Annotated in this window: 25 protein-coding genes, 1 other RNA gene and 1 pseudogene; 15 read left to right on the plus strand and 12 right to left on the minus strand. The window is 73.4% G+C overall.

Going from position 1 to position 23,052, the window contains the following annotated elements; genetic code table 11:
* Window positions 1–4 precede the first annotated feature (4 nt).
* Together efeU and ACIBTU_RS11605 are read left to right on the plus strand one after the other, a co-directional pair.
* Window positions 5–841, plus strand: coding sequence for an iron uptake transporter permease EfeU (gene efeU, locus ACIBTU_RS11600; protein WP_399125835.1), 837 nt, complete (start codon window positions 5–7; stop codon window positions 839–841).
* Between the two features lie 82 nt (window positions 842–923).
* Window positions 924–1,904, plus strand: a complete 981-nt coding sequence (locus ACIBTU_RS11605; RefSeq protein WP_399125836.1) for a hypothetical protein — start codon at window positions 924–926, stop codon at window positions 1,902–1,904.
* Between the two features lie 31 nt (window positions 1,905–1,935).
* Here ACIBTU_RS11605 and ACIBTU_RS11610 read toward each other — a convergent pair whose 3' ends face one another.
* The gene (locus ACIBTU_RS11610; RefSeq protein ID WP_399125837.1) at window positions 1,936–2,661 is read right to left on the minus strand and encodes a bifunctional DNA primase/polymerase; all 726 of its coding nucleotides are present in this window, start codon (window positions 2,659–2,661) and stop codon (window positions 1,936–1,938) included.
* A 128-nt stretch (window positions 2,662–2,789) separates the two neighbouring features.
* Complete coding sequence (locus ACIBTU_RS11615; protein WP_399125838.1) at window positions 2,790–3,461, minus strand: TetR/AcrR family transcriptional regulator; 672 nt, start codon at window positions 3,459–3,461, stop codon at window positions 2,790–2,792.
* A 168-nt stretch (window positions 3,462–3,629) separates the two neighbouring features.
* On the opposite strand from ACIBTU_RS11615, the gene ACIBTU_RS11620 reads away from it, so the two are divergent.
* Window positions 3,630–3,815, plus strand: coding sequence for a DUF6243 family protein (locus tag ACIBTU_RS11620; protein WP_399125839.1), 186 nt, complete (start codon window positions 3,630–3,632; stop codon window positions 3,813–3,815).
* A 25-nt stretch (window positions 3,816–3,840) separates the two neighbouring features.
* Here ACIBTU_RS11620 and ACIBTU_RS11625 read toward each other — a convergent pair whose 3' ends face one another.
* The 3 genes from ACIBTU_RS11625 to ACIBTU_RS11635 are packed head-to-tail and all read right to left on the minus strand — an operon-like array spanning window position 3,841 to window position 7,319.
* On the minus strand, window positions 3,841–4,851 hold the full coding sequence (locus ACIBTU_RS11625; protein WP_399125840.1) for a small ribosomal subunit Rsm22 family protein: 1,011 nt from the start codon (window positions 4,849–4,851) through the stop codon (window positions 3,841–3,843).
* A 24-nt stretch (window positions 4,852–4,875) separates the two neighbouring features.
* Window positions 4,876–6,057, minus strand: a complete 1,182-nt coding sequence (locus ACIBTU_RS11630) for a serine hydrolase domain-containing protein (protein ID WP_399125841.1) — start codon at window positions 6,055–6,057, stop codon at window positions 4,876–4,878.
* Entirely contained in the window at window positions 6,012–7,319 is a 1,308-nt protein-coding gene (locus ACIBTU_RS11635) for a multidrug effflux MFS transporter (RefSeq protein ID WP_399125842.1), read from the minus strand. The genes ACIBTU_RS11630 and ACIBTU_RS11635 overlap by 46 nt, the downstream gene beginning before the upstream one ends.
* 117 nt (window positions 7,320–7,436) lie before the next feature.
* Between ACIBTU_RS11635 and ACIBTU_RS11640 the strand changes: the two genes are divergently transcribed.
* Window positions 7,437–8,435 carry a Gfo/Idh/MocA family protein gene (locus ACIBTU_RS11640; RefSeq protein ID WP_399125844.1) on the plus strand — a complete coding sequence of 333 codons (999 nt, stop codon included), beginning with the start codon at window positions 7,437–7,439 and terminating at the stop codon, window positions 8,433–8,435.
* 149 nt (window positions 8,436–8,584) lie between these two features.
* Here ACIBTU_RS11640 and ACIBTU_RS11645 read toward each other — a convergent pair whose 3' ends face one another.
* Window positions 8,585–10,228 carry an alkaline phosphatase D family protein gene (locus ACIBTU_RS11645; protein ID WP_399125845.1) on the minus strand — a complete coding sequence of 548 codons (1,644 nt, stop codon included), beginning with the start codon at window positions 10,226–10,228 and terminating at the stop codon, window positions 8,585–8,587.
* Between the two features lie 154 nt (window positions 10,229–10,382).
* Between ACIBTU_RS11645 and ACIBTU_RS11650 the strand changes: the two genes are divergently transcribed.
* A complete protein-coding gene (locus ACIBTU_RS11650; protein WP_399125846.1) occupies window positions 10,383–11,150 on the plus strand; it encodes an SDR family oxidoreductase in 768 nt (255 codons plus the stop codon).
* A gap of 225 nt (window positions 11,151–11,375) precedes the next feature.
* On the plus strand, window positions 11,376–12,215 hold the full coding sequence (locus ACIBTU_RS11655) for a PhzF family phenazine biosynthesis protein (RefSeq protein WP_399125847.1): 840 nt from the start codon (window positions 11,376–11,378) through the stop codon (window positions 12,213–12,215).
* A gap of 24 nt (window positions 12,216–12,239) precedes the next feature.
* On the opposite strand, the gene ACIBTU_RS11660 is transcribed toward ACIBTU_RS11655, so the two are convergent.
* Complete coding sequence (locus ACIBTU_RS11660) at window positions 12,240–12,563, minus strand: nuclear transport factor 2 family protein (protein ID WP_399125848.1); 324 nt, start codon at window positions 12,561–12,563, stop codon at window positions 12,240–12,242.
* A gap of 103 nt (window positions 12,564–12,666) precedes the next feature.
* Here ACIBTU_RS11660 and ACIBTU_RS11665 point away from each other — a divergent pair, with 103 nt between their 5' ends.
* The 4 genes from ACIBTU_RS11665 to ACIBTU_RS11680 all read left to right on the plus strand — a co-directional run bounded on the left by ACIBTU_RS11665 (window position 12,667) and on the right by ACIBTU_RS11680 (window position 15,206).
* Entirely contained in the window at window positions 12,667–13,233 is a 567-nt protein-coding gene (locus tag ACIBTU_RS11665) for a DoxX family protein (RefSeq protein ID WP_399125849.1), read from the plus strand.
* A gap of 28 nt (window positions 13,234–13,261) precedes the next feature.
* Window positions 13,262–13,585, plus strand: coding sequence for a MazG-like family protein (locus tag ACIBTU_RS11670; protein ID WP_399125850.1), 324 nt, complete (start codon window positions 13,262–13,264; stop codon window positions 13,583–13,585).
* Between the two features lie 60 nt (window positions 13,586–13,645).
* Window positions 13,646–14,203 carry an MOSC domain-containing protein gene (locus ACIBTU_RS11675; RefSeq protein WP_399125851.1) on the plus strand — a complete coding sequence of 186 codons (558 nt, stop codon included), beginning with the start codon at window positions 13,646–13,648 and terminating at the stop codon, window positions 14,201–14,203.
* 97 nt (window positions 14,204–14,300) lie between these two features.
* Window positions 14,301–15,206, plus strand: coding sequence for a glycosyltransferase family 2 protein (locus tag ACIBTU_RS11680; protein WP_399125852.1), 906 nt, complete (start codon window positions 14,301–14,303; stop codon window positions 15,204–15,206).
* A gap of 157 nt (window positions 15,207–15,363) precedes the next feature.
* On the opposite strand, the gene rnpB is transcribed toward ACIBTU_RS11680, so the two are convergent.
* From rnpB to ACIBTU_RS11695, 3 genes are all read right to left on the minus strand, one after another.
* An RNA gene (rnpB, locus tag ACIBTU_RS11685) (RNase P RNA component class A) lies at window positions 15,364–15,765 on the minus strand.
* A 37-nt stretch (window positions 15,766–15,802) separates the two neighbouring features.
* Entirely contained in the window at window positions 15,803–16,330 is a 528-nt protein-coding gene (locus tag ACIBTU_RS11690) for a TetR/AcrR family transcriptional regulator (protein ID WP_399126216.1), read from the minus strand.
* Between the two features lies 1 nt (window position 16,331).
* The gene (locus tag ACIBTU_RS11695) at window positions 16,332–16,787 is read right to left on the minus strand and encodes a DUF4260 family protein (RefSeq protein WP_399125853.1); all 456 of its coding nucleotides are present in this window, start codon (window positions 16,785–16,787) and stop codon (window positions 16,332–16,334) included.
* 126 nt (window positions 16,788–16,913) lie between these two features.
* Here ACIBTU_RS11695 and ACIBTU_RS11700 point away from each other — a divergent pair, with 126 nt between their 5' ends.
* Window positions 16,914–17,693, plus strand: a complete 780-nt coding sequence (locus tag ACIBTU_RS11700) for a MerR family transcriptional regulator (RefSeq protein WP_399125854.1) — start codon at window positions 16,914–16,916, stop codon at window positions 17,691–17,693.
* 11 nt (window positions 17,694–17,704) lie between these two features.
* Entirely contained in the window at window positions 17,705–18,349 is a 645-nt protein-coding gene (locus ACIBTU_RS11705; protein WP_399125855.1) for a hypothetical protein, read from the plus strand.
* On the opposite strand, the gene ACIBTU_RS11710 is transcribed toward ACIBTU_RS11705, so the two are convergent.
* Window positions 18,300–19,745 (minus strand): RNB domain-containing ribonuclease, encoded by a 1,446-nt coding sequence (locus ACIBTU_RS11710; protein ID WP_399125856.1) that lies wholly within the window; start codon window positions 19,743–19,745, stop codon window positions 18,300–18,302. The two genes, ACIBTU_RS11705 and ACIBTU_RS11710, sit on opposite strands and share 50 nt — an antisense overlap.
* A 264-nt stretch (window positions 19,746–20,009) precedes the next feature.
* Here ACIBTU_RS11710 and ACIBTU_RS11715 point away from each other — a divergent pair, with 264 nt between their 5' ends.
* The 3 genes from ACIBTU_RS11715 to eda all read left to right on the plus strand — a co-directional run bounded on the left by ACIBTU_RS11715 (window position 20,010) and on the right by eda (window position 22,365).
* Window positions 20,010–20,798 (plus strand): group II truncated hemoglobin, encoded by a 789-nt coding sequence (locus tag ACIBTU_RS11715; protein ID WP_399125857.1) that lies wholly within the window; start codon window positions 20,010–20,012, stop codon window positions 20,796–20,798.
* 85 nt (window positions 20,799–20,883) lie between these two features.
* A complete protein-coding gene (gene yaaA, locus ACIBTU_RS11720; RefSeq protein ID WP_399125858.1) occupies window positions 20,884–21,666 on the plus strand; it encodes a peroxide stress protein YaaA in 783 nt (260 codons plus the stop codon).
* A 75-nt stretch (window positions 21,667–21,741) separates the two neighbouring features.
* Window positions 21,742–22,365 carry a bifunctional 4-hydroxy-2-oxoglutarate aldolase/2-dehydro-3-deoxy-phosphogluconate aldolase gene (gene eda / locus ACIBTU_RS11725; protein WP_399125859.1) on the plus strand — a complete coding sequence of 208 codons (624 nt, stop codon included), beginning with the start codon at window positions 21,742–21,744 and terminating at the stop codon, window positions 22,363–22,365.
* Here the strand turns inward: eda and ACIBTU_RS11730 are convergent.
* Window positions 22,362–23,003 (minus strand): annotated as a pseudogene (locus ACIBTU_RS11730) (histidine phosphatase family protein); the annotation flags it as partial. The gene eda and the pseudogene ACIBTU_RS11730 sit on opposite strands and share 4 nt — an antisense overlap.
* Window positions 23,004–23,052 lie beyond the last annotated feature (49 nt).

Consider the following 23,052-nt stretch of genomic DNA (forward strand, 5'->3'; position numbering starts at 1 on the left):
GGGCATGTTCGCGAACTATCTGATCGGCCTGCGTGAGGGCCTCGAGGCGAGCCTGATCGTCTGCATCCTCATCGCCTACCTGGTGAAGACGGACCGCAAGGACGCGCTGAAGCCGGTATGGCTCGGGGTCGGCGTGGCCGTGCTCGTGGCCTTCGGGTTCGGCGCTGCGCTGGAGTTCGGATCGCAGGAGATGACGTTCAAGGCGCAGGAGGCGCTCGGCGGTTCGCTGTCGATCGTCGCGGTCGGCCTGGTGACGTGGATGGTGTTCTGGATGCGGCGCACCGCCCGGCACCTGAAGTCGGAGCTGCACGGCAAGCTGGACGCCGCCCTCCAGATGGGTACGGCGGCGCTGGTCGTCACGGCGTTCCTCGCCGTGGGCCGGGAGGGCCTGGAGACGTCCCTGTTCGTGTGGACGGCGGTGCACGCCACCAGCAACGGCACGTCGGAGCCGGTGATCGGCGCGCTGCTCGGCCTCGCCACGGCGGTGTTCCTGGGCTGGCTGTTCTACCGGGGCGCGCTGAAGATCAACCTGGCGAAGTTCTTCACGTGGACCGGCGGCATGCTGGTCGTCGTGGCGGCGGGCGTGCTCGCGTACGGCGTGCACGACCTCCAGGAGGCGGACTTCATCGGCGGCCTCAACAACCTGGCCTTCGACATCAGTTCGACGATCGCGCCCGACGGCTGGCTGGGCACGCTCCTCAAGGGCGTCTTCAACTTCCAGCCCGACCCGACCGTGCTCCAGGTCGCCGTGTGGTGCGCCTACCTGGTGCCGACGCTGGCGCTGTTCTTCGCCCCGCCCGGCCTGTTCTCGCGTCGTACGCGGCAGCGGGTCGAGGCCTGAGGCCCGAGGGCCCCGGCGGAACTACGGCCTGCCTCTTCCCGGTAGGGTTCGGCCCCGGGAAGGGGTAGGTGAGGTCAAGGTCATGAGCGAGGTCAGGAACAGGCGCGTCCGCCCGGCCGCGGCGGTCGTGGCGACGGCCCTGCTGTCCCTCACGGCGAGCGGGTGCGTGACCGTGCACGGGGAGCTCGAGGTCGTCCCGACGACCACGAAGACGGAGGCCGCGCGGGCTCTGGGCACCTTCGTGACCGCGTACAACAAGGCGGACCGGACGTACGACCGGGCCGCCGACGAGAAGTACGTGACCGGGCCGCTCGCCGCGATCGACACGGCCAAGCTGAAGGCGGGTCACGCGCTGCAGCCGGAGGGCAATCCGAAGCACTCCCCGCTGGAGCTGACCGACGCGAAGTTCACCGTGCCGAAGAAGGCGGGCTGGCCCCGCTGGTTCGTCGCGGACACGGACAGCAATCGCGGTACGGGCACCCGCTGGCTCCTCGTCTTCACCCGTGACGCGGAGAACCGGCCGTGGGCGGTGTCGTACCTGACGGTGCTCCAGGAGAGCCAGGTTCCCGCGTTCGACGTGGACGCGGACGGCTGGGGCGAGGCGGTGGACGCGGACGCGTCCGGTCTCGCGGTGCCGCCGCAGAAGGTGCCCGCGCGGTACACGGCGTACCTGAAGGACGGCGGCTCCGGTTTCGCGCCGGGCCCCTACACCTCGGTGTGGCGCGAGACCCGCAAGAAGAACGAGTCGCGGCCCGGGCTCGCGACCCAGTTCATCGACGAGCCGCTCACCTCGGGCGACTACGCCCCGGTCGCGCTGCGCACCAAGGACGGCGGGGCGCTCGTCTTCTTCACGACGCGGCGCTACGAGAAGCAGACCGCGTCCCAGGGCAGCGACCTGCCGGCGATCAACCCCAGCGTGAAGGCGCTGATGACGGGTGAGCCGAAGCAGTCGGCGACGTACGGCTACGTGTCGAACCAGGCGGCGCTCACCCCGGCGGGCTCGTCCGGCGCGGTCCAGGTGCTCGGCCGCGTCCAGGGCATCACGACGGCCGAGGGTTCCTGAGCCCCGCGGCTCCCTACAGGGCCTACCGGGTCTACGGCCAGGCGCTGGTGTAGTCCGGCTCGTCGGCGCCCGTGTGGCGGGCGCAGGCGTCGGTGAGGGCCTCGAGGAGGGTGAGCGGGTCCGGCAGCGGGTGCTCCGGGCCGCGCAGCCAGGTCACCGCGCGGTCGCCGGGCAGGCGGGCCGGCGGGACCAGGACGTAGGAACCGCGGCAGTGCCAGCGCAGGCCGGGGTGCTCGTCCATCGTCTCGGGGTGGCAGTCCAGCTCACAGGGCCACCACTCGTCCTCGTCGGCCGGGGTGCCGCGGGTCGCCGTGAAGAACAGCATGCGGTCGCCGCCGGACTCGGCGACGGGGCCGACGTCGATGCCGCTGGTGAGCAGTCGCTCCAGCGCCTCCTGGCCGGCGGCCAGCGGGACGTCCAGGACGTCGTGGACGAGGCCGGTCGCGGTGACGAAGTTGGCCTGCGGCTGGTGCCGGGCCCAGCGCTCGATCTGGCCGCGGTCCGTCGTGGACTGGGTCTGCCAGGCGAACGAGATGGGGTGCCGGCCCGGCGTCGGACAGCCGATGCGGTTGCACGAACAGCGGTAGTCGGCGGGGTGCGCGGCCGGGGCCAGCGGGAGCCCGGCCGCGGCGGCGGCCAGCAGCAGCGCCTCGCGGTCCGGGTCGACGGGGGCCTCTCTGGGCGCCCGGGAGGCCTTCAGCCACCGGGTGAACCGGCCCAGGCCGCCGTGTCCGCTGCCGTCGTGCGCCGCGCCCATCTATCCCCTCACCATCGCCGTCGTGCCGAGTGACCGGATGAATCCCGGACCAACATGGTCCCACCATCCTGCGCCCCGGGTGGCCACAGTCCCCATCCGGGGTACCCCGGGCCCGTACGGACAGGCGTTCAGGGGGTGGCGGGGCGGGCCGCGATCCCGTGGAGGGCGTACTCGACGAGGCGGTCCGTGTACGCGTGGTCGAGCGGTCCCGTGCCCTGGAGCCAGCGCTGCGCGATCGGCGAGACGAACAGGTCGCGGGCGGTCTCGGGGTCGAGGTCGGCGCGCAGCTGCCCTGCGTCCCGGGCGGCGCGCAGCCGGGCGGTGTAGAGGTCGAGGCCGGGCATGAGGAGGCGGCGGACGAAGCCCTCGGCGAACTCCCGGTCGGCGAGGCCCTCGGCGGCCAGGGCGCGGGCGGGGGCCTCGAAGCGGGGGTCCTGGAGTTCGTCGACGGTGGCGCGCAGGACGAGCTTGAGGTCGGCGGCGAGGTCGCCGGTGTCGGGCAGGCCCGAGCCGCCGACGGGGACGCCGGGGTGGTTCGCGGCGACGGCGCGCGCGTTCTGCTCGTTGAGGTCGATGAAGGCCTCCATCAGGACCTCGGCCTTCGATCCCCACCAGCGGTAGATCGTCTGCTTGCCGACGCCGGCGCGGGCGGCGATGCCCTCGATGGTGGTGCGGGGGTAGCCGACCTCTCCCACGAGACCGAGGGCGGCGTCGTAGATGGCGCGGCGGGAGCGTTCGCTGCGGCGGGCCGAGTCGGGGGCCGTCTTCTTGGCGGGATTGCTGGCTGGCGTGGCTGACATGGATCGAATGTAGCAGCGAAGCGAGGCGAGACGTGCCGTCTCACAAGCCTTGGGCGACCCTCGAAAACGCTTGACAAGACGGTGCGTCTCGCCCAGAGTGGGGCACGTTCCGAGAACGAGACGCAACGTCTCGTCCTCATTTTCGTCGGTCGATTCGTGGAGGACACCATGACCCGAGGTGGATCAGGCAACATGCTGGGCGTCGGCGGCACCCGCAGCAACCTCTCCCGCAAGGCGCTGCGCGGCGGTGGCCGCGGAGGCCGCACGGGAGGTGCGGGGGTAGACGCGGCCACGCAGAAACGGGAGCTGCTGCGCAGGCTGCGGGATCAGCGGGGCGAGTCCGAGGCCCCGTGACGACCGTCGCCGGGTGACGCCGCGCTCAGGCCGAGGCCGGGGGCCAGGGGTCGCCCCACTCCGCGTCCCGGGCCGCCCGGTAGAGCGAGCCGTGCTTCTTCGTCACCGTGACACGGTCCAGCCCGGGGACCGGCTCGCAGAGGTCGAGGAGGACCTGGCCCTTGCGGATCTGGGGCTTGCGGACGATGCGGGACGCCCCCCGCTCCGGGTCGAAGCGGACGGCCGCCACGTACGCGAACTTCTCGTCCTCGTACGCCAGCGAACCCCCCTTGACCTGCCGGTGCAGGGAGGACCGGGCGACCCGCGCGGAGAAGTGGCACCAGTCCGTGCCGGCCACGATCGGGCAGGCCGCGCTGTGCGGGCACGGCGCGGCGACCTGGAATCCGGCCGCGATCAGCCGGTCGCGGGCCTCGATGACGCGGAGGTAGCCGTCCGGGGTGCCGGGCTCGATGACGACCACGGCCCCGCCGTCGGCGTCCGCGGCACCGGCCGCCGCGTCGACGACCGCCGCGCGATCCGCCTCCGTCAGCTCCTTGAGGACGTAGGAGATGGTGACGAGATCGGCGCCGGGGAGCGGATCGCCCGTACCGATGCGGCCGCGCTTCCAGGTGACCGAGGACTTCAGGCCGGCGTCGCGGGAGGCGAGTTCGCGGCCGAGGGCGAGCGCGGGCTCGGACCAGTCGAGGACCGTCGTGGGGCGGTTGCCGGGCAGGACGTCGTGCGCCGCCCAGACCGCCGCGCCGGTCCCGCCCCCGATGTCGAGGTGGGAGCCGGGCAGCCAGTCGGCCGGGGCGGCGTCGAGCAGCGCGCCCAGCGCCGAGCGCACCGCCTCGAACGTGGCCGGCATCCGGTACGCCGCGTACGCCGCGACGTCGGCGCGGTCCCGCAGGATCGGCGCGTCGGTCGGGGTGGTGCCCCGGTAGCTGGCGATGAGCCGCTCGACGGCGCGGGCCGCCTGGGTGGGCGGCAGTCCGTCGAGGAGACCGGCGAGGGCCGAACGGAGAGTGTCGGCGGAGGACTGGATCGGGGCGTTCACCCAGAGATTTTAAGGCCGGGAATTTTAAGGGGCGCCGAGCGGGATCACCGCGCGGGCGAGACAGGTGGCCGCCGCGGCGCGCGGCGCGCTGTCGGCGGGGCGGCGGCGCGGGTGGACGGTGTTGGCGAGCAGCACGAGGAACGTGTCCGTGGCGGGGTCGACGACGAGGCTGGTGCCGGTGAAGCCGGTGTGCCCCGCCGCGCCGTGCCCGGCGAGCTCGCCCATGAACCCGGGCTGGTCGACGGCGAAGCCGAGCCCGGGCGCGGCCAGCATCAGGTCGACGAAGTCGGGGCCGAGGATGCGGGCGGTGCCGTAGGAGCCGCCACCGAGCAGGGTCCGGCACAGGATCGCCAGGTCGGGCGCGGTGGAGAAGAGGCCGGCGTGGCCCGCGACGCCGCCGAGCGCCCAGGCGTTCTCGTCGTGCACCTCGCCGCGCAGCATGCCGCGGTCGGCCTTGGCCCAGGGGCGGCCCTGGTCCTCGGTGGCGGCGGCGCCCGGCCGGGGCCCGAACGAGGTGGCGGTCATACCGAGGGGCCGGGTGATGCCGTCGCGGATCAGCACGTCGAGCGGGCGGCCGGTGAGGCGCTCCAGGACGTGCTGGAGCAGCAGCATGTTGAGGTCGGAGTAGCGGTACTCGCCCGGCGCCGACACGGGTCGCTCCGTGCGCAGGGCGGCGATCCGGGCGGCCCGGTCCCGGGCCTCGTAGAGCGGGAGTTCGGGGCGCAGGCCGGAGGTGTGGGTGAGGAGCCGGCGGACGGTGATGCCGTGTTCGGCGGCGGCCGTGAACTCGGGGATGTACGCGCCGACCTTGGCGTCGATGCCGAGGGTGCCGCGCTCGATCTGCTGGACGGCGGCGATCGAGGTGAACAGCTTGGTGAGGGACGCCAGGTCGAAGGGGGTGTCGAGGGTCATGGGGACGCGGGCGGCGAGTGGCAGTTCCACGCCCCGGTCGGTGCGCTCGTCGTAGGCGGAGTAGCGCACGGCCCAGCCGCAGACGGCCTCGGCGGCGATCACCGGGCCGCGTCCGGCGAGCAGGACGGCGCCCGCGCACCAGGGCTGCTGTCCCTCGGGCAGCAGCCGTACGCCGCGTACGAGCTCGGCGAGAAGCGCGGGGTCGAGCCCGGCCCGCTCGGGGGTGCCGTGGCGCAGTCTTGGCGTGCTCAGCTTTCCCGCACCTCCTCGGCGCGCTGCTGCCAGGGGCGGCACAGCGTGACGAAGGCGAGGGCGGCGGCGAGTCCGCAGCAGAGCTGGACGACGGCCATGGGGACGGCGGTGTGCTCGCCCGCGATGCCGACGAGCGGCGAGGCGACGGCCCCTATGAGGAAGGAGGAGGTGCCGAGCAGCGCGGAGGCGGAGCCGGCGGCGTGCGGGGTGCGCATGAGGGCGAGCGCGTTGGTGTTCGGGGTGGTCAGGGCCATGGAGGCCATGAGCGCGAACAGGCCCGCGGAGACCGGTACGAGGCCGAGCCGCTCGGGGCTGCCGAGGACGCCGGTCGCGACGAGGAGCAGGAAGGCGGCGGCGAGGACGATGAGGCCGATCCCGGTGCCGAGGACCTTGTCGAGGTCGACGCGGCCGACGAGCAGCTTGCCGTTGAGCTGGCCGACGGGGATCAGGCCGACCGAGTTCAGCCCGAAGAGCAGGCTGAAGGTCTGCGGCGAGGCGCCGTAGATCTCCTGGATGACGAACGGCGAGGCGCTGATGTAGGCGAACAGCGCGGCGAACGCGAAACCGCCCGCGATCATGTACCCGGCGAAGACACGGTCGGCGAGCAGGCCGCGCATGGTGCGCAGCGCCTCGCCCACTCCCCCGCCGTGGCGCCGCTCGGGCACCAGCGTCTCGGGCAGGCACTTCCACACGAGCGCGGTGAGCGCGAGGCCGATCGCGGTGAGGACGACGAAGACGCCGCGCCAGTCGGTGACGCGCAGCACCTGGCCGCCGATGAGCGGGGCGACGATCGGGGCGACACCGGAGATCAGCATCAGGGTGGAGAAGAAGCGGGCCATCGCGACGCCGTCGTAGAGGTCGCGGACGACGGCGCGGGCGATGACGATGCCGGCGGCGCCCGCGAGGCCCTGGAGCAGCCGGAAGGCGATGAGCAGGGCGGCGTTCGGCGCGAGGGCGCAGATCGCGGTGGCGGCTACGTAGACGAGGAGGCCGGCCAGGAGCGGTCCGCGGCGGCCCCACTTGTCGCTCATCGGGCCGACGACGAGCTGGCCGAGCGCCATGCCGGTGAGGCAGGCGGTCAGGGTGAGCTGGGCGGTGGCGGCGGAGGTGTGCAGGGCGCCGGTGACCTCGGGCAGGGCCGGGAGGTACATGTCCATCGACAGCGGCGGCACGGCGGTGAGTCCGCCGAGCACGAGGGTGACGAGGAGGCCGGTGCGGGCCGCCGCGCCGGGCGGTCCGGTCCGGGGTGGCGGTGGCGCTGTCCCGGTGCTCCCTGCCGTCCCGGTGCTCCCGCTCTCCGCCATCCCGAAGCTCCCCCGTATCCCGTCCTGGTGTCCGCCGACTCTCCCGGTCGTGCGTGCGATTACCTATGCTCTCAGCTCGGCGGAGTGGTCGGGACCGGGAACCGGGGTGGGACTGGGATGGCTGGGGAACGCGTGCGCTGGGGGATCCTCGCGACGGGCGGCATCGCGCAGCAGTTCACGGCGGAGCTGATGGATCTGCCGGACGCGGAGGTGGTGGCGGTCGCGTCCCGCACCGAGGCCGGCGCGAAGACCTTCGCCGAACGGTTCGGGATCGGCCGGGCGTACGGCGACTGGGCCTCGCTCGCCGCGGACGAGGACGTCGACGTGGTGTACGTGGCCACGCCGCACTCCGCGCACCGCGAGGCGGCGGGGCTCTGCCTGGAGGCGGGGCGCGCGGTGCTCTGCGAGAAGGCGTTCACCCTGAACGCGCGGGAGGCGGAGGAGCTCGTCGCTCTCGCCCGGTCGCGGGGGCTGTTCCTGATGGAGGCCATGTGGATGTACTGCCATCCGCTGATCCGGCGCCTGAAGGCACTCGTCGACGAGGGCGTGATCGGTGAAGTCCGCACGGTCCAGGCCGACTTCGGGCTTGCGGGTCCCTTCCCTCCCTCGCACCGGCTGCGGGACCCGGCGCAGGGCGGGGGCGCGACCCTCGATCTCGGCGTGTACCCGGTGTCGTTCGCCCATCTGCTGCTCGGCGAGCCCGAGTCGGTGACGGCGCGGGCCCAGCTCTCCCCCGAGGGCGTCGACCTCCAGACCGGGATGCTGCTGTCCTGGTCCGGCGGGGCGCAGGCGCTGCTGCACTGTGCGGTCAACTCCGGTACGGGGGTGACGGCTTCGGTGACGGGTTCCGCGGGGCGGATCGATGTGCCGGGCGGCTTCTTCTACCCGGACCGCTTCGTGCTGCACCGGGACGGGCGGGAGCCGGAGGAGTTCGTGGCGACGGCGGAGGACGGGCCGCGGGATTCGATGCGGCACGAGGCGGTCGAGGTCATGCGGTGCCTTCGGGGCGGGTCGGTCGAATCGCCGCTCGTGCCGCTGGATGGATCTCTGGGTGTGATGCGCACGCTGGACGCTGTGCGCTCGGCGATCGGGGTGCGGTATCCGGGGGAGGCGTGATCGGTTTCGTCGCCGGGTGCGGGTGAGTGGGGGAGGCTGGTCGGGGAAATGCGACCCGAAGGGTCTGCATTTCAGGGGCGCGGGGAACTGCGCGAGAAGCCCCACCGGGCCGCGGTCGGCGACGGACCACGGCCCGGCAGACGCGACGCCTAGGCCGGGTGCAGGCCAGGGCTACCGACCGGCACGATGAAGGAGGCCGCCGTCGAGACCGGCGCCCCCGGGACGGTAACCGCCGGGACCACCTTGAAGTCGGCCCGAGCCTCCCGCTCGCCCAGAGCGACCGTCGCGTAACCCCGCTGCCCCCCATAGTGCTTGAGGTGCGGATTGCGCTCCAGATACCCGGCCCAGTTGGACGGGCGGGCCGATCCGTCCTTCCCGCTGGTGATCGACGTGGTCACGATCTCCGTACCGACGGTCCGCGACCCGGCGTCGTTCGCGTCCCGGTGAATGTCCATCGCGTACGAGACATGCACGTCCCCGGTGAGCACCATGAGGTTCTCGACGCGGGCCGCCTCCGCCCCGGCGAGGACCCGCTCGCGTGACGCGGGGTAGCCGTCCCAGGAGTCCATGGAGAGCGTGGTGTTGCCGGCGGCGGGGTTGTTGCGGCGGGCGAACGTGACCTGCTGGGGCACGAGGTTCCACAGGGCGCGGGAGCGGCGCCAGCCGTCGGTGAGCCAGCGCTCCTGGGTGAGGCCCGGCAGGGTCTGGGAGGCGGCCTCGGACTCGGGGGTCGGGGACTTCCAGCCGTCGCCGTTGGCCTGGTTCGTGCGGTACTGGCGGGTGTCGAGGATGTCGAACTGGGCGAGCCGGCCCCAGTGCAGGCGCCGGTAGAGCCGCATGTCGGGGCCGTCGGGGCGCTGGGGGCGGCGCAGCGGCTGGTTCTCCCAGTAGGCGCGGTACGCGGAGGCGCGGCGCAGCAGGAACTCCTCGGGCGGCACGTCGTTCTCGGGGGTGTCGCCCGCGTAGTTGTTCTCGGTCTCGTGGTCGTCCCAGGTGACGACGAAGGGGTGCGCGGCGTGCGCGGCCCGCAGGTCGGGGTCGGACTTGTAGAGGGCGTACCGCAGTCGGTAGTCCTCCAGCGTCATGGTCTCCCGGTTGAAGACGGCGGGCAGGACGCGGTCGGTGTACTTGCGGGCGCCGCCGGCGGAGTTCACGGCGTACTCGTAGAGGTAGTCGCCGAGGTGGAACACGACGTCGACGTCGTCCTGGGCGAGGTGGCGGTACGCGGTGAAGTAGCCGTCGTGGTACGCCTGGCAGGAGACGGCGGCGAGGGTCAGCGCGGCGGCCCGGCTCGAGGCGGCGGGGGCGGTGCGGGTGCGGCCGGTCTCGCTGGTCCAGTCGCCGGCGCGGAAGCGGTAGTAGTAGACGCGGCCGGGCGCGAGGTGCTCGATCTCGACGTGCACGGCGTGGTCGAACTCGGGGTGCGCGGTGGTGGTGCCGCGCCGCACGACCTGGCGGAACCGCTCGTCGTGGGCGAGCTCCCAGCGGACCTCGACGCGCTCGGCGGGCAGCCCGCCGCCGGGTTCGTACGGGGCGGGGGCGAGCCGGGTCCACAGGAGCACGGAGTCCGGGAGCGGGTCGCCGGACGCCACGCCGAGGGTGAACGGGTCGTCGGTGATTCTGCGGGCGTCGAGCTCGGCGGCGGCCGCGGCGCCGGCGGCCGGGAGGTTCACGGCGAAGGCGAGCGCGGCGGCCGCGCCGGTGACGGTGAGGAAGCGGCGGCGGCCCAAGTGGCGGGCGGCGGCGCGGAGTTCCTGGGCGTGCTGCGGTACGTGCGAGCTTTCGTGCGACATGTGCCCTCCCCTGGCGGCCGGCCGGCGCCGGCGTCAAGGGAGATTGGAGTGGCCCGGGACGAAGCCGGGACGAAGCCGCACTGTCGCGGACACGACAGCCACATGTCGGATGGGTGATGTCCACGTGGCGGTACGACCCGTACGCTGCGGCCCCATGAACGTTTCGCACCCCACCGCGCCGCGCACCGCTGTCGTCACGGGAGCCGGGTCCGGCATCGGCCGGGCCGTCGCCCTCGAACTGCTGCGGGGCGGCTGGCGGGTGGCCCTCGCGGGCCGGCGCGTGGAGACCCTGGAGGAGACGGCGGGGCTCGCGCCCGGCACCGAGTCCCTCGCGGTCCGCACCGACGTCTCGGACCCCGGCGCCGTGGCCGCGCTCTTCGCCGCCGTGCGGGAGCACTTCGGGCGGCTCGATCTGCTCTTCAACAACGCGGGGACGTTCGGTCCCGGCGGCGTGCCGGTGGAGGACCTCGACTACGCCGCCTGGCGGCACGTCGTCGACACGAACCTCAACGGGGCGTTCCTGTGCGCGCAGGCGGCGTTCCGGCAGATGAAGGAGCAGGACCCCCAGGGCGGCCGGATCATCAACAACGGCTCCATCTCGGCGCACGCGCCCCGGCCGCACTCGGTCGCGTACACGACGACGAAGCACGCGCTGACGGGTCTGACGAAGTCACTGTCCCTGGACGGCCGCCCGTACCGGATCGCCGTCGGCCAGATCGACATCGGCAACGCGGCGACGGACATGACCGAGCGCATGCAGAGCGGGATCCTCCAGGCCGACGGGACGGTGGCGGCGGAGCCCGTGATGGACGTGGCGGACGTCGCCCGCACGGTCCGCCACATGGCCGAACTCCCCCTCGACGCGAACATCCAGTCGGCCACGATCCTGGCCACGAACATGCCGTACGTGGGCCGAGGCTGACCGCCTCCGGCGCAGGGCGGGCCCATCGCCCCTGGGGGCGCACGAAGTGTGCCCTCCAGGGGCGCGGGGCTGTGTCTATTTGCGGCTCCGCCGCGTGGGCGCGAGAAGCCCCACCGCCCCGCAGCCGGCGACGAACCAGCAATCCACAACGGCGCGCACGCGCCCCGGGCAACAAGATCGCAACACCCCGGCGCTCACCGCCGAGGCATGACAAGAATGGGCGGCATGACAGACGTGCTGCGCTACACCGCCTTCGCCACCACCCCCGCCGGAGGCAACCCCGCCGGCGTCGTCCTCGACGCCACCGCCCTGAGCGACGACGACATGCTGAAGATCGCCGCCGACCTGAACTACAGCGAGTCCGCCTTCGTGACCCCGGCCGAGACCGGCACGGGCCACACCGTCCGCTACTTCAGCCCCCGCGCCGAGGTCCCGTTCTGCGGCCACGCGACGGTGGCCACTGCGGTCGCCCTCGCGGAGCGCCACGGCACCGGTGACTACCTGTTCCACACCCGGGCCGGCGAGGTCCCCGTCAGCGTCCACGAGGACGCCGGCACCCTGCGCGCCACCCTGACCAGCGTCGCCCCGCACACCGAGGACGTCGCCCCCGCCGACCTGACGGAGGCACTCGCGGCGCTCGACTGGCCGGCCGCCGACCTGGACCCGGCGCTCCCGCCCCGGATCGCGTACGCAGGCGCCCGCCATCTGGTCCTCGGCGCGGCCACCCGCGAACGACTCGCCGACCTCGCCTACGACTTCGACCGGCTCGCGGCGCTGATGCACCGCCTGGACCTGACGACCGTACAACTCGTATGGCGGGAGGCGGAGTTCACGTACCACGTACGGGACCCGTTCCCCGTTGGCGGAGTCGTCGAGGATCCGGCGACGGGCGCCGCGGCCGCCGCGTTCGGCGCGTACGCGCGGGAGCTCGGCCTGGTGCCGGACGAGGCGGTGCTGACCCTGCACCAGGGCGCGGACATGGGCCGTCCCGGCGAGCTCACGGTGACGCTGCGCGCGGGCGACCCCCGCGTCCGGGTGAGCGGAACGGCGGTGCCGATCCCCTGACCCCCGGCCCGCGGGGACGGAGCCTCACGCCTGACCGGTCTCGAACCGGGTGACCTTCCCGCCGGCGACGTCGAACCGCCACGCGGTCCGCATCTCGCCCCACGTGTCGTTGCTGTACTGGGCGACGAGACCGCGGCCGCCCGCGGTCTCCTTCTCGATCTCCATGTGACCGTGGGAGTCGAAGATCTCGCGGGTCGTCCAGTCCTCGAGGTCCCGCTCACTGCCGTCGTCGGCCATGGTCGCACCGGGTGCGAGGGCGGCGCGGAAGGCGTCCCGGTCGTGGGAGTTGAGCGCCGTGACGAAGGCACGGACCGCGGGGTCGCTGAGCTTGGCTGTCTGGATGGGCATGGACTCAGGCTGGCACCGGCCCCGGCACCCCGCCACCGGGCCCACCACCCGAACGGGCCCCGTACGCGTGGTGCGGGGCCCACTGCTGCAGGACCGTGGAGACATGACCTGCACACGATTCCGTACGTCCTCCGCCTCCCGTTCGAACCGCGTCGACCTGGGCCTGCTCGCGCTGCGCCTGGGCACCGGCGGGGTTCTCGCCGCGCACGGCGCGCAGAAGCTGCTCGGCTGGTTCGGCGGCGGTGGCCTGTCCGGCACGGCCGCCGCCATGGAGTCCATGGGCTACAGCCCGCCGAAGGCCAGCGCGCTCGCGGCCGGGCTCGGCGAGGCGGGCGGCGGCGCGCTGCTCGCCCTGGGCCTGGCGACGCCGGTGGCGGGCGCCGCCGCGGCCGGGACGATGGCGGGAGCCGCCGCGGTGCACGCGCCGAACGGGTTCTTCGCGATGGGCGGCGGCTACGAGTACCCCGCCTTTCTCGGCTTCGTCGCGGCGGGCCTCGCCGTGACCGGACCGGGCCGCTACTCCCTCGACCGCGCCTTCGCGGGCGTCCTCGACCGGCCCTGGATGGTGCCGGCGGCGCTCGTCGGGGCCGGGGCGGCGGCGCTCGCGGTGGTCGGCTCGCGCAACAAGCGGGTGGCCGAGCCGGCGGAGGGCGAGACCGGCGAGGAGTGACCCGCCCCGGCCCGCCTACCCTCACCCCATGAACGACGACGAACTGTGGACGACCATCGGCCGACTGCGCACCTGGATCGACGAGAACAGCCAACTGCCGCCCCAGGAATCGCTGTTGCTGCGCATGCTGAAACTGTCGGAGGAGGTCGGCGAGGTCTCCGAGGCGGTCATCGGCGCGATCGGCCACAACCCGCGCAAGGGCGTCAGCCACTCCTGGCAGGACGTCGAGTCGGAACTGTGCGACGTCGTCGTGACGGCCCTGGTCGCCCTGAGCACCCTCACCCCCGACCCCCGCGCGAGGCTCTCCGCCCATGTCACAGGCGTCGCCGAACGCTCGCTGGGCGGCGCCTGACCGGCGGTGCGCGGCCCCTGGTTAGGGTGTCCCGGGATCACGAGGCACAGGGGGCAGATCATGCAGGGAACCACCGGGTTCGTCACTGCGGTCAGCAGCAACGGCGCGTACTCCTTCACCAAGCCGAACCGGGACAGCATCACACTGCTCGCCGGGCTCGGTGTCGAGGGTGACGTGCACGCGGGGGTCACGGTCAAGCACCGTTCCCGGGTGCGTCAGGACCCGACGCAGCCGAATCTGCGGCAGGTCCATCTGATGCACGAGGAGCTGTTCGCGGAGGTGGCGGGTGAGGGCTTCGCGGTCCGCCCCGGCGACCTCGGGGAGAACGTGACGACGCGCGGCCTGGACCTGCTGGCCCTGCCGACGGGGGCGCTGCTGCACCTGGGGGACGGCGGCGCGGTGATCGAGATCACGGGGCTGCGCAATCCGTGCGTGCAGATCGACACGTTCCAGGACGGGCTGCTCAAGCAGTGCGTCGGGCGGGACGAGGAGACGGGCGCCGTGGTCCGCAAGGCAGGGATCATGAGCGTGGTCCGCGAGGGCGGTGTCGTGCGCCCCGGCGACGCGATCCGCGTGGAGCTGCCGCAGGGCCCGCACAAGCCACTGGAGAAGGTCTGACGCGTCGGCCGCGCCTGCCGCGCCCGGGGGACGGGCCTCTTCGGGCGCCGTCGAGGCGGCCACGAGGTGAACCAGGTGAACGACTACCATCGCCGCCATGACTGACAGGCGCCGCACGACCGAACCGCCCCGCCTGGGCGTGGCCATCATCACGATGGGCAACCGCCCCGACGACGTGGCCGCCCTCCTCGACTCGGTCGCCAAGCAGGGTGTCGCCCCGGTGCGCGTCGTCCTGATCGGCAACGGCACGGTGCTGCCCGCGTACGACACGTACCCCTTCGAGGTCACGACGGTCGAGCTGGACGACAACCTGGGCTGCCCCGGCGGCCGCAACGTCGCCCTGGCCCGGCTGCGCGCGTTCGGCGACGTGGACGTGGCCGTCGAGCTGGACGACGACGGGCTCCTCGTCGACGCCGACGTCTTCGGCACGATCCGGGAGCTGTACGCGTCGGACCCGCGCCTGGGCATCGTCGGTTTCCGGATCGCCGACGAGCACGGGGAGACGCAGCGCCGGCACGTGCCGCGGCTGCGCGCGAAGGACCCGATGCGCCGCGGCCTCGTCACCTCGTTCCTCGGCGGCGGCCACGCCTTCTCGATGGACATGCTCGCCGAGACGGGCGACTGGCCCGCCGACTTCTTCTTCACGCACGAGGAGACGGACCTGGCGTGGCGGGCGCTCGACGCGGACTGGAAGGTCCTCTACGAACCCTCCCTCCTCCTCCAGCACCCGAAGACCTCCCCCGCCCGGCACGCGGTCTACCACCGCATGACGGCCCGCAACCGCGTCTGGCTGGCCCGCCGCCGCCTCCCCCTCCCCCTGATCCCCCTCTACCTGACGACCTGGACCCTCCTCACCCTGGCCCGCACCCGCTCGCTCGGCGGCCTGCGCGCATGGGCGGCGGGCTTCGTCGAGGGCGTCCGCACGTCGGCGGGTGAGCGGCGTCCGATGCGGTGGCGCACGGTGTGGCGCATGACGCGCCTGGGGCGACCTCCGCTGATCTGACGGCTTCGGAGCGGCTGCGCCAGGAACGGATCGACGCCTACAGCGCGTTCGCGGGCGCCCTCGCGAACTTCCGCCGGGGGCAGATGGATTACTGGTGCGCGCAGCACGCCGGCCGCGGGACCGGTCGACGCCCGATGACCGGGCGGGGAGTGAGGGGCAGACGAGTCGGGCTGTACGCCGGGTTCTGTTCCCCGGGACCTCGCGGTCGTCGGGGCGACGGCCATCCATCTAGGGCCGGCGTTGCCACCGGCCTCGTGCGGTCTACCCGCGGACATCGGGCGGGCAGCCCTCGATCGTCCGCGCAGAGCCACCGAGGTGGCTCCTCTTGACCTTGCTCCAGGTGGGGTTTACCTAGCCGCCTGAGTCACCTCAGGCGCTGGTGGTCTCTTACACCACCGTTTCACCCTTACCGGCGGCCGAAGCCTCCGGCGGTCTGTTTTCTGTGGCACTGTCCCGCGGGTCACCCCGGGTGGCCGTTAGCCACCACCTTGCCCTGTGGAGCCCGGACGTTCCTCGGGAGGTTCCTGGTGGAACCCCACGCGGCCGCCCGCCCGGCTCGTCTGCCGTGCGGGCCATCTTACCCGCCGCTCCCGTCACTACGGGACGAGAGCCGCCGCCCCCGTCCGCCAGGCGCCGCTCACGTCGGCGCCGTCCGGAAACCGGCCGTGGATCTCCAGGACGACCATGCCGTGGGCGAAGGCCCAGGCGGCGCGGGCCCGGTCGGCGTCACCGCCGCAGGCCCGGACGAGGGGCGCCGCGGCCCGATCCTCCAGGCCGGCGGGCAGCGCGGCCCGGGGCAGGGGCCGCTCGGTGGCGAGGCAGTAGAGGTGCGGGTGGGCGAGGGCCCAGTCGCGGTACGCCCCGGCGAGGGCGTCGAACGACCCGGGGTGCGCCCGCTCGGCCTCCTCGCAGGCCGCCGCCGACTCGGCCAGTATCTGCGCCACGAGTTCGGCCTCGACGGCCTGCTTGTCGGGGAAGTGTTTGTAGAGGGAGGGGGCCTTGATGCCGAGGCGGTCGGCGAGGGCCCGCATGGTCAGCGCCTCGGGGCCGGACTCCTCCAGCAGGGCGCGCGCCTCTGCGGCGATCTCCGTGGCACGGGGCGTGAGCCGCCGGCCCTCCTTCAGGTCAGGCACGCTGGAAGCCCTCCTTGGTCCGCAGTCCGTAGCCGAAGGCGCGATCGTACGAGATGTGGGCGAGCCAGCCGCACATGCCCGCGAAGGCCGGCGTCCAGTCGCCGGGCAGGACCGTGCAGACGACGGCCAGGGCGAACGGGACCAGGGCGCGGTGCGCCAGGTTGTAGAAGGGCACGGCCTTGGGCTGGAGCTGCCCCTTCTCCAGTCGGAGCCGGCCCGCCTCTCCCGCGCCCACCGCGAACGTCAGGTCCGGGGCGATGAAGAACACCACGGCGAGGAGTCCGGCGAGCCACCCGTGGTTGATCGCCTCCACGATCGTGAACGCCGACCAGAACAGTGCGCCCAGCAGCCATGCGGTGCGGCGGATCACGGTGAGCGGCCTGCTTCCGGTAGGGGTGGAGGTGGCGGAGGGGGCGGAGGTGACAGTGGGTGCTGTGGTCGTGCTCATGAGGGCCTCCCCGATCCGAACAGTGCGGCTAACGACGTTAGCCTGAGACTCGGAGCGTAGGGCTAACGGCGTTAGCCGTCAAGTGGCTGTTGACCTTCACGCAGCGTCAGGGTTTCTACTGAGGGCATGCGGATCGGAGAGTTGGCCGCGACCGTCGGCGTCACCACGCGGGCCGTCCGGCACTACCACCACCTGGGACTGTTGCCCGAGCCCGAGCGGCGGCCCAATGGCTATCGGGAGTACACGCTGCGGCACGCCGTCGAACTGGCGCGCATCCGGCGGCTGACCGAACTGGGGCTCGGCCTGACCGAGGTGCGGGACGTGCTCGCGGACGACGCGGGGCGCGACCTCGTCGAGGTGCTGGCCGAGCTGGACGCCGACCTGGCCCGACAGGAGGCCGCGATCCATGAGCGGCGGGCGCGGCTACGGGCGCTGCTGGCCGATGCGAAGGAGGGGACGTTGCCGGACGCCGGGTTCGTGTCGGCGGAACTTTCCGCCTTTCTGGGCGAGTTGAGCCAGTCGGGCGAGTCGGGAGAGAGCGAGGGTGAGTCGCCGATGGCCGTGAAGGACCGGGAGATGTTGACCTTGATCGATACGACCGCTCCGCCCGAGGCCCGCGCGGAGATGATGGCGGCGATGACCACGGCGTTCGCCGCACCGGGCGCGGCGGACGCAGCCCGTGAGATCTACGCGCGGCTCGACGCGCTGGCCGACGCGGCACCGAACGATCCGCGGGTCGCGGAGGCGGCCCGCGCCCTGGCGGCGTGGCTGCCGGCCGACCTGCCGGCGCCGGACGGGCCGGACCGGCCCGCGCTGCTCGACGCGTTCCTCGCCGACTTCTCCCCCGCGCAGGCGGAGGCCGTCCGGCTGGCCCTGCGCCTGGCCGCGGAAGGGGGTGCCTCGTGAGGCGGGGCGTCATGAAGCGCGGCGCGCCGCGGGCGGTGCTGCCGGAGCCGGTGCGGCGGATGGCCGGGCACGAGCTGCGGGTGTTCGCGAGTTTCGGAATGTGGGCGGCGCGGCGCCGGCACGGCGTTCCGGCGGGGGCGAGCGCGTTCCCGTACGCCCGGGGGCAGGCCCTGATGATGTACGCGTTCGCGTTCGTGTGCGCTGTGGAGACGTTCGGGATGTGGGCGCTGCTGCGGGACTATCCGGTGCTGCACCGGGTGACGCTGGTGCTGGACGTGTACACGGTGGTGATGGTGCTGGGGCTGCACGCGGCGTCGGTGACGCGGCCGCACGTGGTGACGCGTGAGGCGCTGCGGGTGCGGCGCGGCGCCCATGTGGACCTGCGGATACCGGTGGAGCGGATCGCGGAGGTGCGGCGCGAGAACCGGTTCACGCACACCCCGCGCGAGGGCGAACTCAACCTGGACGTGGGCGCGCAGACCAGCATCACCATCGAACTGACCGAGCCCGTACGGTACTTGACGCTGCTCGGCCGTCCGAAGGAGGTCGGCGTGGTGCGGCTGCACGCCGAGGACCCGGATCAGCTGGCCCGCGCCCTGGACCGGGTCAGGCAGGCGCGAACTCGACCTTCGCCCGTCCTGGATCGGCCTGGGTGAGCCGCACCCGCAGCCGCTCCCCCAGCGGCAGCGGCGACGTGCCGCCCGCGATCCGGGCGACGACGGCGGGGTCGTTCAACTGGACGGTGCCGACCGCCGGTTCGCGTTCCTTGACGTCCACGACACAGGCGTCGAAGAACTCCCCGACGCGGTGGCGCAGCAGCGCCGCCTCCACGAGGTCGATGCTCTCGCGCTCCGCGGTGTTGCCGCGCCGGGTGCCCTCGGCCATCTCCTTGGGCAGGGCGGACAGCGCCTCGGTGACCCAGCCGGGCGGGGACTGGCCGGCGCTCGCGGCCAGGCACAGTTCGGAGGCGTAGCGGTCGACGAGGCGGCGCAGCGGGGCCGTGCAGTGGGTGTAGGGGGCGGCGACGGCGGCATGCGTGCTGAGTTCGGGCAGGTCGCCGCCGCTGAACGCGGTGTATCCGGCGCCGCGCAGCAGGGTCGTGCACTCCTGGAGGAACGCGGCGTGGTGCGGGACGTGCGGGTCGAGGGAGCGGACCAGGTCCGAGTAGGAGACGTGGTGCGGCCAGTCGATGCGCAGGGCCTTCGCGGTGCGGCGCAGCCGGCCGACGGCTCCGTCGGGGGCGGCGGGCAGGGTGCGCAGGATGCCGGTGCCGGCGGCGAGCATCAGGTCGGCGCCGGCCATGCCGGTGAGCAGGGAGATCTGCGCGTTCCAGGAGTCGGCGGGGCGCGGGGCGCGGTAGGCGAGTTCGTACGTGCCGTCGGCGGCGACGATCTCCTGCTCGGGCACGTCGAGGGAGATGCCGCCGCGCTCGATCTCCAGGGCCTCCCGGAGCCGGCCGATGTCGGCGAGCAGGGCGACGGGTTCCTCGGCGCTGCCGTCGTCGATGGCCCGCTGCACGCCCTCGTAGTCGAGTTTGGCGCGGCTGCGGACGAGGGCGCGGACGACGTCGGTGGTCTCGGTGCGGCCGTCCGCGTCGAGGTCGATCGTCCACAGGACGGCGGGCCGGACCTGGTCGGGCAGCAGGCTGGCGGCGCCCTCGCTGAGCACGGTGGGGTGCAGCGGGACGCGCTCGTCGGGGAAGTAGAGGGTGGTGACGCGCCGGTGGGCCTCGGCGTCGACGGCCCCGCCGGGCCGGACGAACGCGGCGACGTCGGCGATCGCGTACCGCACCCGGAAGCCGCCGCCGGGGCGCCGCGACAGGTGCATCGCCTGGTCGAGGTCGACGGAGGTGGGCGGGTCGATGGTGAAGAACGGGATCGCGGTCTCGTCCCGGGTCGGCAGCCCGGGCGGATCGGCGGCGGCCCGCTCGGCCTCGGCGAGCACGTCGTCCGGGAACGCCCCGGGCACGTCCAGCGTCGTACGCAGCTCGCGCAGCAGGGCGCCGAGCGGCACCTGCGCTGCGCCGGTCACACGGAGATGGCGACGGGGCATGCATCGAGCGTATGGCCCTCCGGGCGGGGCGGCATTGTGGGCTCGGGGTGGGTGGGTGCGGGGGCGCCTCTTCGTGTGCCGGGTGCGGGTGGTGGGGCGGGTGCGGGTGCGTCGTGGCTGGTCGCGCAGTTCCCCGCGCCCCTGAAGGCATGCGGCTTCGCCGCGCGCCTTCAGGGGCGATGCCTGGTCCGGCTGACAGCGCTCGGCGGTACGGGGCAAGGTGGGCGCCGGAGCACCGTGACCGTCAAGGGGAGAAGCAGCGGCATGTCGTCGAGCGTCGAGTACATCCGTTATCGCATCGCACCGGACCGGCAGAAGGAGTTCGAGGACGCCTACCGGAAGGCGGCCGGGTCGCTCGCCGCCGCGCCCGAGTGCGTCGACTACGAGCTGACGCACTGTGTGGAGGAGCCGGAGCGGTACGTGCTGCGGATCCGGTGGACCTCCGTCGAGGACCATCTTCAGGGCTTCCGCCGGGGGCCCCACTTTCCCGCCTTCCTCGATGCCATCCGGCCGTACATCGAATCCATCGAGGAGATGCAGCACTACGAGCCCACAGGCATCGCCGGTACCGGGGGCCGCACCCCGAGCATCTTCACGTGGGCGGGCGGCGCCGAGGCGTTCGACCGGCTGACCGAGGTGTTCTACGGGCACGTCCTGAGCGACCCGCTCCTCGAACCCGTCTTCGCCGGGATGGACGCGGGGCACCCGCGGCACGTGGCGCTGTGGCTGGCCGAGGTCTTCGGCGGGCCGTCCCGGTACACGCAGGAGCGCGGCGGGCATCCGCACATGGCCCGGCAGCATCTGGGCCGCGGCATCACGGAGGAGCAGCGCCGCCGCTGGGTGGACCTGCTGCTCGACTCCGCCGACGAGGTGGGGCTGCCGTCCGACCCGGAGTTCCGCGCGGTGTTCGTCTACTACATCGAGTGGGGCACGCGGATGGCGCTGGTCTACTCGGGGACGAACCCGCCGCCGGTCGACGCGGCGGACGTGCCGCGCTGGCACTGGGGCCAGACGCCGCCCTGGCAGCCGACCAAGACCAAGACCACGGACTGAGCGGAAGCGGAGGCGGCGGCGCACGGGCCGTACCCTGGGCGGTCGAGATCCGACCGCCCGATGAACCGCCGTATGAGGAGTGCCCGTGCTTGTGCTGTTGCCGCCGTCGGAGGGTAAGGCCGCTTCCGGACGCGGGGCGCCGCTGAAGCCGGAGGGGCTGAGTCTGCCGGGGCTCGCCGCGGCGCGGGCGGCCGTGCTCGACGAGCTGGTCGAGCTGTGCGCCGCCGACGAGGAGAAGGCGCGCGAGGTGCTCGGCCTGAGCGAGGGGCTGCGCGGCGAGATCGCGAAGAACGTGGAGCTGCGCACGGCCGGCGCCCGGCCCGCCGGGGAGATCTACACCGGAGTGCTCTACGACGCCCTGGACCTGGCCTCGCTCGACGCGGCGGCGAAGAAGCGGGCGGCGCGCTCGCTGCTCGTGTTCTCCGGGCTGTGGGGCGCGGTGCGGGTGACGGACCGGATTCCGTCGTACCGCTGCTCGATGGGCGTGAAGCTGCCGGGCCTCGGCGCGCTCGGCGCGCACTGGCGGACGCCGATGGCCGAGGTGATGCCGGAGGCGGCGGGCGCGGGCCTGGTCCTTGACCTGCGGTCGGCGGCGTACGCGAGCGCGTGGAAGCCGAAGGGCGAGCTCGCGGGGCGGACGGCGACGGTCCGGGTGCTGCACGCGCCGACCCGCAAGGTGGTCAGCCACTTCAACAAGGCGACGAAGGGCCGCATCGTCCGCTCGCTGCTGACGTCCGGCGTCGCCCCGGCGGGGCCCGCGGAACTCGTCGACGTGCTGCGCGAGCAGGGCTACGTGGTGGAGGTCGAGGAGCCCGCGAAGGCCGGGCGGCCGTGGAGCCTGGACGTCCTGGTCGACGAGATCCACTGAGGCCCACCCCCACCTGCGTTGCAGCATGCGCAATGGGCTTTGCGCATGCTGCGTCGCGCGCGGCAGGATGTCCCCATGACCTCCTCCTCCGTGCTTGACCTCGCCCCCGTCGTCCCCGTCGTCGTCGTCGAGGACGCCGCCGACGCCGTACCCCTCGCGCGGGCGCTCGTCGCGGGCGGCCTGCCCGCGATCGAGGTGACCCTGCGCACGCCCGCCGCGCTCGACGCGATCCGCGCGATCGCGGACGCCGTGCCGGACGCCGTCGTCGGCGCGGGCACCGTGATCTCGCCGGCGAACGTCGCGGACGCGGTGGCCGCCGGGGCCCGGTTCCTGGTCAGCCCCGGCTGGACGGACACGCTGCTCGACGCGATGAAGGGCTCGGGCGTGCCGTTCCTGCCCGGCGTCTCGACGACCTCGGAGGTCGTGTCGCTGCTCGAGCGCGGCGTGACGGAGATGAAGTTCTTCCCGGCGGAGGCCGCGGGCGGCACGGCGTACCTGAAGTCGCTGGCGGGCCCGCTCCCGCAGGCCCGCTTCTGCCCGACGGGCGGCATCTCCCCCGCGTCGGCGCCCTCGTACCTCGCGCTGAAGAACGTCGGCTGCGTCGGCGGCAGCTGGATGCTTCCCGCGGACGCCGTCGCGGCGAAGGACTGGGCGCGGGTCGAGGAACTGGCCCGCGAGGCGAGCCGCCTCGCCGGCTAATCCCGGCGCAGGTGTGCGGTGTCGTTGAAGCCGCGGACGGTCGCGTTGCCGTCCGCGTAGTACGCGATCGACGACAGCGACGCCGCCGACAGCTCCATCCGGTACAGGGCCTCCGTCGGAGCGCCCAGTGCCAGGCGCAGCAGCGTCTTGATCGGCGTCACATGCGATACGAGGAGAAGGGTGCGGCCCCGATGGGACGCCGAGAGGCGCTCACGGGCCGCGGCGACGCGTGTGGTGACCGTGTCGAAGGACTCGCCTCCGCCGGTGGGGCTTGCGGAAGGTGACGCCAGCCAGGCGTTCAGGTCGTCCGGGTGGCGCTCCCCGACCTCCTTGAACGTCAGGCCCTCCCAGGCGCCGAAGTCCGTCTCGCGGAGGTCGTCGTCGACGGTCACGTCCAGGCCGAGGAGGCCGGCGGCGGCGTCGGCGGTCTGCCGGCAGCGGGCCAGCGGGGACGTGACGATCACGTCGATCGGCGGGGTGTTCGGCTTCAGGGCCCGCGCGGCGCGGTCCGCCTGCTCGCGGCCCCGGTCCGACAGCTCGGGGTCGGCCCCCCGCCCCGACCCCGAGAACCGCTTCTCGGGCGTCAGCGCGGTCTCCCCGTGCCGCAGCAGCACGAAGGTGGTGGGCGGGGACATGTCCGGCTTCACCACAAGCCCCTCCGGCAGGTGAGGAGCCGGGTCCGGGGCA

It is taken from the genome of Streptomyces sp. NPDC050145, assembly GCF_044460245.1.
In the GTDB taxonomy this organism is placed as follows: domain Bacteria; phylum Actinomycetota; class Actinomycetes; order Streptomycetales; family Streptomycetaceae; genus Streptomyces.